The sequence below is a fragment of the Aliarcobacter butzleri genome (assembly GCF_900187115.1).
GTDB lineage: Bacteria > Campylobacterota > Campylobacteria > Campylobacterales > Arcobacteraceae > Aliarcobacter > Aliarcobacter butzleri.
Window position 1 is genome coordinate 1,081,117 of sequence record NZ_LT906455.1, and the last position, 14,571, is coordinate 1,095,687.

Genomic DNA, 14,571 nt, shown 5'->3' on the forward strand with positions numbered 1-14,571 from the left:
TTAAGATTCTCCTTTTAATCCTTTTCTCATAGCTTCGATTAGTGATGTATTTGCTTTTGTATTTGTAAAATATTCAAAAGCTAAAACACCTTGAAAAAGTAACATATCTTCACCGTCTTTTATTTTGCAACCATTTTGTTTTGCTAAAGCTAAAAATGGTGTGATTTTCCCATAAATACAATCAAAAGCAAAAGAAGCATTTTTTAGTATTGGTTCAAGAAGTTCTTTTGGAGCAGGAAGAAGTTCATCTTTTAGTCCTGCACTTGTAGAGTTTACTACTAAATCATAAATTTCAGGTTCAAACTCTGCCCAAGTGTGAGCTTGTATATTGTTTTCAATAAAAAATTTCAAGTTATTTTCACTTCTATTTAAAACAGTTACTTTGATATTTTTTTCTTGTAAAGCTATTGTAATAGCTTTTGCAGTTCCTCCTGCACCTAATAACAGTACATTTTTTACTTCACCAAAACTTTCAATTGCTTTTAAAAAACCAGGAGCATCAGTATTATATGCTTCTATTTTTCCATCTACTAATTTATAAGTATTTACTGCTTTTATTTTTTGAGCTAAACCTTTTACGATATCTGCATTTATAAATGCAACTTCTTTATGCGGTACAGTTATATTTGCACCACTGTAACCATTTCTCAAAAAAGTCTCTTTTATTTTACTTCCATCTTCTAAATGGTGTTTTTCATAAATTCCATTGTAGTTTATGTGATTTAATCCTGCATTTTGCATCTGAGGTGATTTTGAGTGAACTACTGGATTTCCAAATATTACAAATTTTTCCATTTTTAAGCCTTTTTTGCTATGAAATTAAAGATTGGGAAATTTCCATTTTCTCTTTCAAAAATATAAACTATATCAAAAGAAGAGTCACTAAAACCAATCTTTTTAGCAGTTTTTACCAATTCATCTTCGCTAAATCCAAAGTGATAAACTCCTTCATTATTATGCTTTGCATGAAATGAACCATCTTCTTTATCCAAATCATTTATACAAATATAACCACCATTTTTTAGAGCTTCAAAGCTTTTTTTAAAAAACATATCAATATCTTCAATATGATGAAGTGACATAGAAATCACTATCAAATCAAAACTATTTTTTGGTAAATCTTCTTCTAAAATATTGTGTTTTTTTGCTTTTATATTTGATAAATTTTTTTCTTTTACTTTTTTATTAAACTCTTCTATCATTCCACTTGAGTTATCAAGTCCTAAAACTTCATTATTTTTTTCTACTAAATTAAAAGCTATAAGTCCTGTTCCACAACCATAATCTAAAATATTTTTTATATTTGAAAAATCTATTTTTTCTTTTAAGTGATTTATACAAGCATCACTTTTATCAAGAGTTGTTTGCTTTTTATCCCAATCTTTTGCTCTTTCATCAAATCTACTCAAAGTTAGTCCTTAAACAATTTTTGGATAAATTATAACTAAATCAAAATTAAGAGAATAAAGATGGGTGTAAAATATTTTTTTAGTGATAAAACTGATGGAAATCTAGCTTATCATGTTGGTGATATAAAAGAAAATGTAGATAAAAATAGGCAAAAATTAGCTTTAAAATATGATTATAAAAATGAAGATTTATGTTATATGAATCAAATTCATAGCGCAAATGTCGTGGTTGTAGATGAGAACTCACCAAAATATATAGATAATTGTGATGCACTTGTAACAAATAAAAAAAATCTTCCTTTGATGGTTATGGTTGCTGATTGTATTCCTATTTTGATGTTTGATGAAGTAAAAGGAGTAATTGCAGCTATTCATGCAGGAAGAAACTCAACTTTTTTAAAAATATCTGAAGCAACTTCTAAAAAAATGATAGAAGATTTTTCTTGTAAAACAGAAAATATAAAAGTAATTATGGGACCAAGTATCCAAAAATGTTGTTATGAAGTAAATGATGAACTCAAAAATATTGTTGAAAAATCTTTTGGAAAAGAGTTTGTTTTTGGAAATAATATTGATTTACAAGGAATAAATAAAAAACTTTTAGAAAATTTGGGAATAAAAAATATAGACATTTCTTCTATTTGTACAAAATGTTCAAATAAACCATTCTTTTCATATAGAAAAGAGAAAAATACAGGAAGATTTGCAGGAGTTATAACTTTTAAATAATTAAAATATTATTTACATAAGGTACATTTGTTTAAGTAGGCTTTTGTTACCATTTACCGATTTTAATAATAAGTATATAAATAAAGGAAAAGAAATGAGTGTAAAAGTTACAAAAGATGAGGCTTTGGATTATCATAAATTCCCAAATGCTGGAAAACTTGCTATTCAAACTACTAAAAAAATGGAAACACAAAGAGATCTATCATTGGCTTATACACCAGGTGTTGCTTATCCTTGTGAAGAAATTCAAAAAAATCCTGAATTAGCTTTTGAATATACATCAAAAAGAAATCTTGTAGCAGTTATTTCAAATGGAACAGCTGTTCTTGGACTTGGTGATATTGGAGCACTTGCTTCAAAACCAGTAATGGAAGGAAAATCTGTATTATTTAAAAAATTTGCAGCTATTGACTCTTTTGATATTGAAGTTGATGAAAAAGATATTGATAAATTTTGTGATATTGTAAAGGCTATTAGTCCAACATTTGGTGGAATAAATCTTGAAGATATAAAAGCTCCTGAATGTTTTGAAATAGAAAAAAGGTTAGTTGAAGAGTTAAATATTCCAATTATGCACGATGACCAACATGGTACAGCGATTATTACAAGTGCTGCTTTGATGAATGCAAGTGAAATGATTGGTATAAAAATTGAAGATATGAAAATAGTTGTTGTTGGAGCTGGTGCAGCAGCTATTGCTTGTTCAACTATGTATAAAGAACTTGGAGTAAAAAATTTAATTATGTGCGATTCAAAAGGTGTGATTCATAAAGGAAGAACTGATTTGAATAAATATAAAAAAGAGTTTATTACAGAAACTGACATTACAACAATGGAAGAAGCATTTAAAGATGCAAATATGGTATTAGGTTTATCAAAACCAGGAACTTTTTCTCAAGAACATATAAAACTTATGAGTGAAGAACCAATAGTTTTTACTTTAGCAAATCCAACTCCTGAACTTTTCCCTGAAGAGGTATTTGAAGTTAAACCAAAAGCTATAGTAGGAACTGGTCGTTCAGATTGTCCTAATCAAGTAAATAATGTTTTAGGTTTCCCTTTTATTTTTAGAGGTGCCCTTGATGTTCAAGCAAGAACAATAAATATGCAGATGAAAATTTGTGCTGCTAAAGCAATAGCAAATTTGGCAAAAGAGCCAATAACAGAGGAATTAAAAGAATCTTTTGGAAATTTAACTTATGGTAAAAACTATATTATTCCTATTCCATTTGATAAAAGATTGATGGTTGAAGTTTCATCAGCTGTTGCTTCTAGTGCTGTTGAATCAGGAGTTGCTAGAGTAAAAGATTTTGATTTAGAAGAGTATAGAAAAAAACTTATTTCTATGATATAACTATTAATCTATAAAATGGTATTATTCAAGCTTTAAAAATTTAAACTTGAATAATCATAGGATAAATATGGAAGAATATATACTTTTAATTGATACAGAAGATGCAAAGGGTCTAGTTTATAATATTTCAAAAGTTCTTTTTGCAAATAACTTAAATATAGAACAAAATGCAGAATATGTTGATCCAGATAGTAAAAAATTTTTTATGAGAAGTATAATTTCTGGAAAAGTATCAAAAAATATTTTATTAAAAGAACTTACTGAAGTTTTACCAGCAGGTGCATCAATCAAACTAAACAAAAAAGAGAAAAAAGATGTTGTAATACTTGCAACTAAAGAGTCTCATGTTTTAGGTGATTTACTTATTAGATACATTGCTGGTGAATTAAATGCAAATATAAAAGCTGTTATTGCAAATCATGAACATTTAAAAGAGTTAGTTGAAAAGTTCAATATTCCTTTTACATGTATTAGTGCAGAAGGTCTTAGCAGAGAAGAACATGAAGAAAAAATGATTGCTAAAATCAATGAATATGAACCAGAATTAATTGTTCTTGCAAAATATATGAGAATCTTAACTCCTAAATTTGTAGAAAATTTCCCTAAAAAAGTATTAAATATTCATCACTCATTTTTACCAGCATTTATTGGAGCAAATCCATATAAACAAGCTCACGAAAGAGGAGTTAAAATCATAGGTGCAACAGCACATTATGTAACAAATGATTTAGATGAAGGTCCGATTATTTTTCAAGATGTTGTAAGAGTTGATCATAGTTATTCTTGGGAAGATATGAGAAATGCAGGAAGAAATGTAGAAAAAATCGTTTTATCAAATGCTTTTGAATTGCTTTTAAATGATAGAGTTTTTGTTCATGGAAATAAAACGGTGATTTTATAAAATGTTTAATATAGTTTTATTAGAGCCACGAATTCCAGGAAATGTAGGAACAATAGGAAGATTATGTTTTGCATTAAATTGTAAACTTCATCTTATAAAACCTTATGGTTTTGGTGAAATTACAGAAAAAGAAGTTCGTCGTGCTGGACTTGATTATTGGTATGATTTAGAAGTTTTTGAATATGAAAATATTGAAGATTTTTGGTCAAAAAATCCATTTAATGATAGACACTTTTTAGCAACTACTAAAACAAAAAATGTATATTTTGATGCAAAATTCAATGTAGGTGATTATTTTTATTTTGGAAGAGAAGATGCAGGACTTCCTGAAGATTTATTATCAAAGTCTTCTCACACTTGTATAACGATTCCTATGACAAATGATGCAAGAAGTTTAAATATTGCTAATTCTGTTTCGATTGTAGCTTATGAAGCTTTGAGACAAAATTTCACAAGTTTTAAATAAGTATTTTACTTTTTTCGATTAGCTTGATGATAGCATCAAGCTCTTTTTGAAGTTTTTCTTTTTCTTTCTCTTTTTCTGACTCTTTTATCTCTTTTTTTATTTTTTCTTTTTTTTCTTCTAATTTTTCAATTATCTCTTTTACTTTATCTTTTTTTGATTCTTTTAAACTATCTTTTTTTAGATATTTTTTTATTTTATCTATTATTTTACTTAGTTTCATGCTTTTGTTCTCCTATCTCTTTTAAAAGATTGTTGTTTATAAATAAAATTGTTGCAACTTCAACAAGTTTTTTCTGAATAGAATAACCTGTTGCACTATCATTCATATATGAAGTTGCCATTGTCGCTTTTATTTTATCTTCTCTTATTAAAGCACCAATCTCTTCTGAACTTGCTAAATCATTTTCAGCTAAAGTAGTTTTTATAACTTGTAATTGAGTTAGCTGCTCAATATCTGTTTCAATAGTTGATAAAGTGTTTATATCTATTAAAATTTCGGCAATCTCTTTTCTTAGAATATTATACTCTTCTTTTATATATTCATTTTTACTTTTTAAATAAAAGTTTACATTTTTTTGAATATCTCTTGTATCTTTTAACACTTCAATTATTAAAGCAGCACTTCTTTTTAAATCACCAATTTCTGTGTGGTGAAAATCTAGCATATTTTCTTGTGCAAATGATGAATATTCTATTATTTCGCTATAAAGATTTTTTATATTAGTTTGATAAATCTCATCTATATTTGTATCAATTATTGTTAACTCTTTTGCTAATTGTGCATTTAAACTCTCTTTTGTCAAATTTGTTGTATGTAAGTTTAAAGCATGAAGCATTGCTTTTTGACAGTTTTCATAAAGATTTATTATCTCTTTTCTAATAGAAACAACAGCAACATCAGGAACATCTAAATTTGATTTTAGTAAATATTTTGGTTTTGATGCAGCTGATACTTTTTTCTTTATTAATTTCTCAGAAATGCTTACTAGTTGTTTTATAAATGGTGTTAAAAGAATAATTCCAACTGCACTAAACATAGTATGAAATAATGCTAGTTTCATACCATAGTTATTATCACTAATGCCTAAATATGGAGATAGAAAATCAACTAATATTTGAAATTGAAATATAAATATAGTTACAAAAACGGCAGAAATAATATTAAAAGTGAAATGAACAAAAGCTACTCTTTTACCATTTTCATTTGAAGTAAATGAAGCTAAAATGGCAGTTAATGTTGTACCAACATTCGCTCCAATAGCTAAAGCTAAAGCATTTAAATATGAGATGCTATCAGCATTTAGTGCTGTAATAACTATTGCTAAAGTTGCAGCACTTGATTGAATAACAACAGTAACAAAAATACCTATTAAAATATAAATGATTATTCCAAGATAACCTTCCATAGCAAAAGAAGCTAAATCAATAGATTCTTTCATTACATCAAATCCATCTTTCATATAAGCAATTCCAAGGAAGATAAATCCTAGTCCTAATAAAACATTTCCACTACCTTTTAGCCCATTTGTTTTTGTAAATCTTAAAATAACTCCAAATACAATCATAGGAAAAGCATATTTAGATATTTTTACATCAACTCCTAAACTTGAAACAATCCAAGCTGTTGTTGTACTTCCTAAGTTTGAACCAAAGATTATTCCAATACCTTGAACTAAAGTTAATAACTCAGCACTTAAAAATGAAATAACTACTAATGTGATAATTGTTGAACTTTGAACAACTGATGTAGAAAAGAAACCAGTTGCAATTGCGTAAAAAGTATTACTTGTAAATTTTTGAAGTAATTTTTCTAAAATACCACCAGAAAGTTGTTTAAAGCCATCTTGCATAAAAAACATTCCGATTAGAAAAATTGCAATTCCACTTAATATTACTGTAAAATTTTCATAAAATATTACAATATAAGCAAGAATTATAAAACCTAAAAAAATTAAAAAATTCTTTGTCACGATTATATACTCCAAAATATCTATTTATAAATTCTTCGATTATAACTAAAATAGAATATTATTAGTATTAATAACTATTATGGTAAAATCCTAAAAAATACTCTTTTATCGCAATATAAGGAAAAAATAAATGTTCGCAAGATACCAAAAAGAGTTGAACATAGTAAAAGTAAAATTAAAAGCTATAAATTTTTATTTGGAAGAAGATAAAGATTATAAAGCAACTTTTGGAAATGGCACAATTTGGAAAATAGATGTTGTTGGAAAATGGTATGATGAATATTGTTATATAACTATTAGAAATGAATCTTTTGATGAATCAAAAACTGGGAAAACAGGTTTTCCTTTGTGGATTTTGATGAAAATATTTGGTGTAAATCCTGCTAATAGAACAATAGATGAAAAACTTAATTTTCTAATAGAATACAAAGATAAAATATTTGATGAAAAATTTCAATATAAAAAAATCTATGAAGAAATAGAAGAAAGTATCAAAAATAAAAAGGAATAAGTTTGGATCTGGTTATAATTACTTTTGTAGTGACAATTGTATTTTTTATAATTTATAAATATGATATTTTTAAAAGCCTTGCAACAAGAGGAGTTATTGAAAAAGATTTTTCTCAATGTTATATTTTAAGCTATCCAAAACGAGCAGAACTTCATAATAAAGGTGAAATTTATCAAATAAAAGATTTAGATGAATTTTTTGAATTAAACCCAAAACTAAAAGGAAAAATTCCTGTTGAAAAAAGACAAGGAATTGATAGTTCAAATCCAGATGCTCTTAAAAGAGAACTTGAAGAAAGAAAAAGATTAAAAGAGAAATATTCTAAAAAAAAGAAGAAAAAGTAAATGTATAAAATTTTAGTTTTAGAAGATGATGAACTTTTTGCTTCAACTTTGGAAGATTTTTTAATTGAAGAAAAATTTGTTATTGATATTGCGAAAGATGGAGAAGAGTGTTTAAGTCTAAATTATGAAAATAACTATGACTTATACATTTTTGATATCAAAGTTCCTAAAATAAGTGGTTTAGAACTTTTAGCAAGTTTAAGAAATAGCGAAGACAATACCCCAACTATATTTTTAACATCTTATAAAGATAAAGATACATTACAAGAGGCTTTTGTAAAAGGTTGTGATGATTATCTTAAAAAACCTGTTGATTTAGATGAATTACTTTTAAGAATAAAAGCACTTTTAAAAAGAAATAAAAAACAATTTGAACTTATAAAATTAACTGAAACTTTAGATTTTAATCCAATAAATAAAAGAATTTATGAAAATGGAATAGATTTAAACTTGCCTACAAAAATTTTAGATTTAATTGAACTATTTATAGAAAATAGGGGAGATATTGTTACAAAAGAGATGATTATAAATAGACTTTGGGCTGCAAATGAAGATTATAGTGAAGGTTCTATTAGAGTTTATATTAATCAAATAAAAAAACTTTTTTCAGATGCAAATGTGATTGTAAATATAAAAGGAATAGGGTACAAAATTGAATTCTAAAAAAATAGATTTTTTAATCTCTATTTCTATAATTTTTACTTTTTGTTTAGTTATTGTTTTATATTTGAACTATTTTTTCATTTCAAAATTTGGCTTAAATCCAGAACTTTTTATTTATATAATAATTCCTTTAATAATTTTAGGATTAGCTGTATTTTTGACTTTTTCTAACTCACTATTGAAACCTTTATTTAAAAGTGATGAAAAACTTGAATTAAGCATAAAAGAGACAATTCATGAACTTAATATTCCAGTTTCTACTATAAAAATGAATGTACAACTTCTTCAAAAAAGTATAAAAGATGAAAAAAGTTTAAATAGATTACAAAGAATAGAACAAGCAAATAATAATCTTTTAAAACTTTATGAAAATATGGAATATGAGATAAAAAAAGAGATAGATAAAATAGAAAAACAAGAGTTTTTCCTTGATGAAATAATAAAATCTTCGCTTGAAAAATTTGAAGATATAAAAGAAAATACTAAAATAAATGTTGATTTGGAAGATATAAAAATTTTAACAGACATAAATGGTTTTACAAAAACTATTGATAATTTAATATCAAATGCAATCAAATACAATGATAAAAAAGAGCCATTAATAGAGATAAATTATAAAGAAAATATATTATCAATTTTTAATAAAGGTGAGAAAATTGATACAAAAAATCTTTTTATAGTTTTTGATAAATATTTTCAAGAAAATCCTAAAAAAGATGGATTTGGATTAGGACTTGCTATGGTAAAAGAGTTTTGTGATAAAAATAGAATTTTTATTAATATTGAACAGTTAGAAAATGGAAATAGGTTCAATTTAAATTTAAAAAACATAATAAAAAAATAAATTATAGTATAATAATAATTCATATCAAAATAAAGGGTTTTTTATGGAAGGAAGCATTGTATTTGCAGTTGCAATAATCTTTTTTGCAATTATTATTATCTCAAAAGGTGTGAAAATCGTTTCTCAATCAGATTTATATGTGGTTGAAAGACTTGGAAAATTTAATAAAGTTTTGCATGGTGGTTTTCATATAATTATTCCAGTTGTTGATAGAGTAAGAGCTATTCTTACTTCAAGAGAACAATTAGTTGATATTGAAAAACAATCAGTAATCACAAAAGATAATGTAAATATCTCTATTGATGGAATAGTTTTTTGTAAAGTTGATGATGCTGTTCAAGCAACTTATAATGTAATAAATTTTAAAGATGCAATAGCAAATTTAGCAATGACAACTTTAAGAGCTGAAATTGGAGGAATGGATTTAGATGATACTTTATCAAATAGAGAAACTCTAAATGCAAAACTTCAAAGTGAACTTGGAAGTGCCGCAACAAACTGGGGAATAAAAGTAACAAGAGTTGAAATAGCTGATATTTCAGTTCCTCCTTCAATAGAAAAAGCTATGAATATGCAAATGGAAGCAGAAAGAGAAAAAAGAGCTATTCAAACAAGAGCAGAAGCTCAAAAAGAAGCACAAATCAGAGAAGCAGAAGCTTTTAAACAAAGTGAGATTTTAAAAGCAGAAGCAATTGAAAGAATGGCAAATGCAAAAAGATATGAGCAAGAACAATTAGCAGCTGGTCAACAAGAAGCTATGAGACTTATAAATATATCTATGATGGAAAATGAAAAAGCAGCAGAGTTTTTACTTGCAAAAGATAGAATTGTTGCATTTAAAGCACTTGCCGAAAGTAGTTCAACTGATAAAATGATTTTACCTTACGATGTAACTTCTATGATAGGTTCAACTTCTGTTTTAGGAGATGCATTTTTTAAAGGGGTAAGTAATGGAAACTCTAACAATGCTTAGCGTAATTGATCCATATACTTTATTGGCTATTGGAGTAACTTTAGTTGCTCTCGAGGCTTTTATTGCCTCTTTTATAATTATTTGGTTTGGAGTTGGATTTTTAGTTGTTGCAATTATTAGCTTTTTCTTTATTTTTTCAGGAGCTATTTGGCAACTTGCAGTTATATCTTTACTCTCTTTAATTTTTCTTTTTTTATTTAGAAGAAAATCTTTGGATAAATTTTTCAAATCTCAAACTGAAGTTTCAGATAATTTTTTTGACGAAAAAGGAATAGGGGAAATTAAAAACTCTAAAGTTTTTTATAAAGGAACTTATTGGGAGATTGATTCAAATCTTGATGCAAAAGAGTTTGTAGAAGGTGAAAAAGTAGAAGTTTTAAAAACTTCAAATAATATGGCAACTATTCAAAAAAGGTAAGAATATTTTCTTGCCTTTTTTTGGGTTTATTTATTTTTTAGTTGAACATCTTTTTGTATGTTCTTTGTCTTCTTTTATGAGAGTTTGAAAAGTATAATCATCTAAAATAGCTAATTCTCCATCTGCATATTTTAAAAGTATTTCTTTTAATTCAACTCTTTTATTTCCCGCAAAATAAGCTTTTATATTTAAATCTGAAAGAAGAGTAAAAGGTCTTTCTCCAATATGAGAAGTGATTAAAGTATCAACATTTTGATTTTTTAACCATTTTACGACAGCTTTTCCTCCAGATTGTTCATTTTTTACTATATTTATTTTATTATTATCTATTAATGCAAAATATTTTGCTTTCCCAAAAAGTGTTGATACTGCTGTATCTTCTTTATCTGTTTTTACTGGTATGGCAATCATTTTATCTCCTTTGTTGCATTTTTAATCGAAATCTTATATCCAAGATATATAACCAACGGCCATAGACTTAACCAAATTAATTCACTCAAATATTCCATTTTTTAACCTTTTTAATAATTATGAGAATCTTTTGATTCAATTTCATCTTTTGTTATTTTTACTCTATCCATACTATACCAAGCAAAAGCTATATAAGCTAATACAAAAGGTACCATTAAAGAAACATAACTCATAGTCATAAGTGTATAGTGACTTCCAGAGCTATTCATAATAGTTAAACTGCTTTGTAGGTCACTTGTTGATGGATAATACGAAGTATTGTTAAATCCAACATTTAACAAAAGTGCCATAACAGTTAAAACAATTCCCACTCCACCTGTTTTGATACAACAAGTTTTTTTGAATATAATTGTCATAAATACTGCAACAATTACCATAATTACACCAATCAAAAACATACCTAAAATGATTGGCATTTCAATAAAATTAAATAGATATTTATATTTTTCTATAAAGACAATACCATTTTGTATTGCAAATCCATCTTTTGTAAGAATCCAAAACATAAATCCTAAAAAGAAAAAAAGAAATAAAAGCATATTTATTTTTATAGAATTAACAGCTTTTTCTCTAATCTTTTCATAATCTATATTGTTTATAAAATATAAAGCTCCACTTATTTTTGCTAAAAAAACAAGTGAAAATCCAAGTAAATAATTGTATGGATTTAAAAGTGCTTCCAAGCCTCTTAAAGGATTTTGCCAATTTACAAAGTTGTTACTATCAATTATAAATTCACTTCCACTAAAAAAAGTACTAATTGCAACTCCAAGTAAAAATGTTCCAATATTCCCATTTATTTTTAAAAAATATTCATAAGTTTTTTGACCTAAAAAGTTATTTGGTTTTGTTCTATACTCATAACTAACTGCTTGAATAATAAAACAAAATAAAATTGCCAACCAAACCCAATAAGCTCCTCCAAAACTTGTAGAATAAAAAAGTGGAAAAGCAGCAAATAATGCTCCACCAAAAAGAACTAAAGTTGTAAAACCAAGTTCCCATTTTCTTCCTATACTATTTATTAACATAGTTTTTTCAGTTTCATTTTCACTTAATTTATCTATTAAAGTTTGTCCTCCTTGAACAAACATAATAAATACAAAAAGACCACCTAATAAAGATATTATTATCCACCAATATTGTTGAAGTGTTATAAGTTCTAAATTACCAAATCCCATTTTAATGCTCCTTATTTGGACCAATTTGTATTTGTTTGGTCATAATTTTGATTTCAGCAATAAGTAACACAGTAAATAAAATAGCAAATATGAAAAAGCTAATGATTACATTTGTTGAGGCTATTTTTGTTGCTGCAATTCCAACAGGCATTAAATCTTGAATAGCCCAAGGTTGTCTTCCTACTTCAGTAACAATCCATCCTGCTTCACTTGCAATATATCCTAAAGGAATACTAAAAAGTGCTGATTTTAAAACTAAAGTATAATTCATAATATCTTTTTTTAAAAGTAAAAATAAAACTACAGTAAAAAGTAGAATAAACCAAATACCAAGTCCTACCATTATATGAAATGAGTAAAAATTAAGTGTGATAGGTGGGATTACGTCTTGCGGATTTTTAATATGTCCATATCCAAAATATTTCAGATTTTCTCTCAAAATTGTTTCTGCTTCTAACATTTTAATAGAGTTACTAAGTTTTTTAGCTTCTTTATACTCTTCTAATGCTTTTATTGCTATTTTACCTCTATTTATTTTTTCTTGAGTGCTAATTATTCCTTGTTCTTCATTTCCATAAACCAAATCTTTAATTCCTGGAACAAAAGCATTTTTATCATGATAAGATAAGAGTGAAAGAGCATAAGGAAGAGTGAACTCAAATAGGAATGGTTCTTCGTTATTTTCTAAAGTTTTATTAGGATTTAAAATTCCAACTGCAACAATTCCAGCGTCTTTTTTTCCTTCATAAAGTCCTTCCATTACTGCAAGCTTCATTGGTTGCTTAAGAGCAACTTGATGAGCTGATTCATCACCACTTAAAACTAAAAATAGTGAAGTAATAAGTCCAAAACTTGCTCCAATAATCATAGATTTTTTTGCGAACAAAACATCTCTTTTTTTAAGTAAAAACCAAGCACTAACTCCTATAACAAACAGCGAAGATAAAACATATCCACTTCCAATAGTATGTAAAAATTTGCTAACAGCAACAGGTGAAAGTAATACATCCCAAAAATTATTCATCTCATTTCTTACCGTATCAGGATTAAAAGTCATTCCAACTGGATATTGCATCCAACCATTTGCAACAAGTATCCATAAAGCAGATAGATTTGAACCAATGGCAACTAACCAAGTTGATAATAGATGAAAACTTTTTGATACTTTATTCCAACCAAAAAACATAACTGCAAAAAAAGTACTTTCCATAAAAAATGCTAAAATACCTTCAACTGCAAGTGGTGCACCAAAAATATCTCCTACAAACCAAGAATAATTTGCCCAGTTTGTACCAAACTCAAACTCCATTATTATTCCTGTTGCAACACCAATTGCAAAATTTATTGCAAATAAACCCATCCAAAATTTTGTAGTTTTTTTCCAAAATTCATCATTTGTTTTTACATATATTGTTTCCATTATAGCAACAATAAATCCAAGACCAAGTGTCAATGGAACAAAAATCCAATGGTACATGGCTGTCAAGGCAAACTGTGCTCTTGACCAATCAACTAAGTGTTCTTCCATAACAAATTCCTTAATTTATTTTGTTAGATTTTTATATACAAAATCTACCTTTTCTTCGTAAGTTTTATATTCTGTTTTAAAAGATTTATCATGAATAAAAAATTTAAGAAAAATAAGAATTACAATAAGTTTTATAATTATAATTTTCCATAAAGTTTTACCTAAAGTCATGTTTTTAAAACCATTGATATAAAAATAATAAATATTTCTTATGATATTCATATAAGTACCTCTTATTAATATCTTTTTGGATTATAATACTTTGCATAATAAAAGTCAATAAAATATGAAAAACTTTTATATTAAATATAAGATAAAATAATAGATTGTTTAAGTATAAGAACTTAATTATGGGAAAGGAGTATAAAATACTCCTTTTTCTAATAACTTAAATTTTGATAGTTTTTGTCTAAAAGTTTAGATGCAACTTCATTAGGTTTTGCAACAGTTACACCATCAATTAGATCTGATTCAGTTTTTTCTATATTTGGAAGATAAAGTGGACAAACTTGAACTTTTGCACCATTTTTAATTAAATTGTCAAGTAACATTTTTGGAGATTTATCTTGAGGTTTTAATTTTGGGCTTTCTGTATTTTTTATAGCTAAATCACCAGCATTTGAGCAAAGAGTCATATTTACCTCTTTGCCTTGTTTTAATGTCATTGTTGATAGAACCATACCCATCATTTGAGTTTGTGCATCACCTGAAGTTATAATGATATTTAGTCCTTTTGCACTATTATCATCTGCAAAACTAGAAGTTGTTAACAGTAAAGATACTCCTAAAGATACTAAAATTTTTTTCAT

19 protein-coding genes are annotated in these 14,571 nt (G+C 26.4%); 10 read left to right on the top strand and 9 right to left on the bottom strand.

Annotation, left to right across the window (positions count from 1 at the left end; genetic code table 11):
* Nucleotides 1-795 (bottom strand): shikimate dehydrogenase, encoded by a 795-nt coding sequence (locus tag CKV87_RS05380; protein ID WP_012012776.1) that lies wholly within the window; start codon nucleotides 793-795, stop codon nucleotides 1-3.
* A 2-nt stretch (nucleotides 796-797) separates the two neighbouring features.
* The gene (locus tag CKV87_RS05385; protein ID WP_012012777.1) at nucleotides 798-1,409 is read right to left on the bottom strand and encodes a class I SAM-dependent methyltransferase; all 612 of its coding nucleotides are present in this window, start codon (nucleotides 1,407-1,409) and stop codon (nucleotides 798-800) included.
* A gap of 60 nt (nucleotides 1,410-1,469) precedes the next feature.
* Here CKV87_RS05385 and pgeF point away from each other — a divergent pair, with 60 nt between their 5' ends.
* The 4 genes from pgeF (at nucleotide 1,470) to CKV87_RS05405 (ending at nucleotide 4,859) form a co-directional block, all read left to right on the top strand.
* A complete protein-coding gene (pgeF, locus tag CKV87_RS05390) occupies nucleotides 1,470-2,138 on the top strand; it encodes a peptidoglycan editing factor PgeF (protein WP_012012778.1) in 669 nt (222 codons plus the stop codon).
* 94 nt (nucleotides 2,139-2,232) lie between these two features.
* A complete protein-coding gene (locus CKV87_RS05395; RefSeq protein ID WP_012012779.1) occupies nucleotides 2,233-3,492 on the top strand; it encodes a malic enzyme-like NAD(P)-binding protein in 1,260 nt (419 codons plus the stop codon).
* A 67-nt stretch (nucleotides 3,493-3,559) separates the two neighbouring features.
* Nucleotides 3,560-4,393, top strand: a complete 834-nt coding sequence (purU, locus tag CKV87_RS05400) for a formyltetrahydrofolate deformylase (protein ID WP_012012780.1) — start codon at nucleotides 3,560-3,562, stop codon at nucleotides 4,391-4,393.
* 1 nt (nucleotide 4,394) lies between these two features.
* On the top strand, nucleotides 4,395-4,859 hold the full coding sequence (locus CKV87_RS05405) for a tRNA (cytidine(34)-2'-O)-methyltransferase (RefSeq protein WP_012012781.1): 465 nt from the start codon (nucleotides 4,395-4,397) through the stop codon (nucleotides 4,857-4,859).
* Here CKV87_RS05405 and CKV87_RS05410 read toward each other — a convergent pair.
* Nucleotides 4,852-5,079 (bottom strand): hypothetical protein, encoded by a 228-nt coding sequence (locus tag CKV87_RS05410; protein WP_012012782.1) that lies wholly within the window; start codon nucleotides 5,077-5,079, stop codon nucleotides 4,852-4,854. The two genes, CKV87_RS05405 and CKV87_RS05410, sit on opposite strands and share 8 nt — an antisense overlap.
* Complete coding sequence (locus tag CKV87_RS05415; RefSeq protein ID WP_012012783.1) at nucleotides 5,066-6,829, bottom strand: Na/Pi cotransporter family protein; 1,764 nt, start codon at nucleotides 6,827-6,829, stop codon at nucleotides 5,066-5,068. The genes CKV87_RS05410 and CKV87_RS05415 overlap by 14 nt, the downstream gene beginning before the upstream one ends.
* Before the next feature lie 130 nt (nucleotides 6,830-6,959).
* On the opposite strand from CKV87_RS05415, the gene CKV87_RS05420 reads away from it, so the two are divergent.
* From CKV87_RS05420 to CKV87_RS05445, 6 genes are read left to right on the top strand one after another with little or no spacing between them, the layout of a single operon-like run.
* Entirely contained in the window at nucleotides 6,960-7,340 is a 381-nt protein-coding gene (locus CKV87_RS05420) for a hypothetical protein (protein WP_012012784.1), read from the top strand.
* A 2-nt stretch (nucleotides 7,341-7,342) separates the two neighbouring features.
* A complete protein-coding gene (locus CKV87_RS05425) occupies nucleotides 7,343-7,684 on the top strand; it encodes a hypothetical protein (protein WP_012012785.1) in 342 nt (113 codons plus the stop codon).
* Nucleotides 7,685-8,347, top strand: a complete 663-nt coding sequence (locus CKV87_RS05430; RefSeq protein WP_012012786.1) for a response regulator transcription factor — start codon at nucleotides 7,685-7,687, stop codon at nucleotides 8,345-8,347.
* Entirely contained in the window at nucleotides 8,337-9,191 is an 855-nt protein-coding gene (locus CKV87_RS05435) for a sensor histidine kinase (RefSeq protein WP_012012787.1), read from the top strand. Before CKV87_RS05430 ends, CKV87_RS05435 begins: the two co-directional genes overlap by 11 nt.
* A 43-nt stretch (nucleotides 9,192-9,234) precedes the next feature.
* Nucleotides 9,235-10,164 carry an SPFH domain-containing protein gene (locus CKV87_RS05440; RefSeq protein ID WP_012012788.1) on the top strand — a complete coding sequence of 310 codons (930 nt, stop codon included), beginning with the start codon at nucleotides 9,235-9,237 and terminating at the stop codon, nucleotides 10,162-10,164.
* Nucleotides 10,142-10,582 carry an NfeD family protein gene (locus CKV87_RS05445; protein ID WP_012012789.1) on the top strand — a complete coding sequence of 147 codons (441 nt, stop codon included), beginning with the start codon at nucleotides 10,142-10,144 and terminating at the stop codon, nucleotides 10,580-10,582. Before CKV87_RS05440 ends, CKV87_RS05445 begins: the two co-directional genes overlap by 23 nt.
* A gap of 30 nt (nucleotides 10,583-10,612) precedes the next feature.
* Here the strand turns inward: CKV87_RS05445 and CKV87_RS05450 are convergent, their stop codons facing one another.
* The 5 genes from CKV87_RS05450 to CKV87_RS05470 form a co-directional block, all read right to left on the bottom strand.
* Nucleotides 10,613-10,993 (bottom strand): NifB/NifX family molybdenum-iron cluster-binding protein, encoded by a 381-nt coding sequence (locus CKV87_RS05450; protein WP_012012790.1) that lies wholly within the window; start codon nucleotides 10,991-10,993, stop codon nucleotides 10,613-10,615.
* A gap of 110 nt (nucleotides 10,994-11,103) precedes the next feature.
* Nucleotides 11,104-12,234 carry a cytochrome d ubiquinol oxidase subunit II gene (cydB, locus tag CKV87_RS05455; protein ID WP_012012791.1) on the bottom strand — a complete coding sequence of 377 codons (1,131 nt, stop codon included), beginning with the start codon at nucleotides 12,232-12,234 and terminating at the stop codon, nucleotides 11,104-11,106.
* 1 nt (nucleotide 12,235) lies between these two features.
* Nucleotides 12,236-13,762, bottom strand: a complete 1,527-nt coding sequence (locus tag CKV87_RS05460) for a cytochrome ubiquinol oxidase subunit I (RefSeq protein ID WP_012012792.1) — start codon at nucleotides 13,760-13,762, stop codon at nucleotides 12,236-12,238.
* A 15-nt stretch (nucleotides 13,763-13,777) separates the two neighbouring features.
* Nucleotides 13,778-14,005 carry a DUF4492 domain-containing protein gene (locus CKV87_RS05465; protein WP_371317641.1) on the bottom strand — a complete coding sequence of 76 codons (228 nt, stop codon included), beginning with the start codon at nucleotides 14,003-14,005 and terminating at the stop codon, nucleotides 13,778-13,780.
* A gap of 137 nt (nucleotides 14,006-14,142) precedes the next feature.
* Nucleotides 14,143-14,571: a hypothetical protein gene (locus CKV87_RS05470; protein ID WP_012012794.1), complete on the bottom strand. Its 429-nt coding sequence runs from the start codon at nucleotides 14,569-14,571 to the stop codon at nucleotides 14,143-14,145.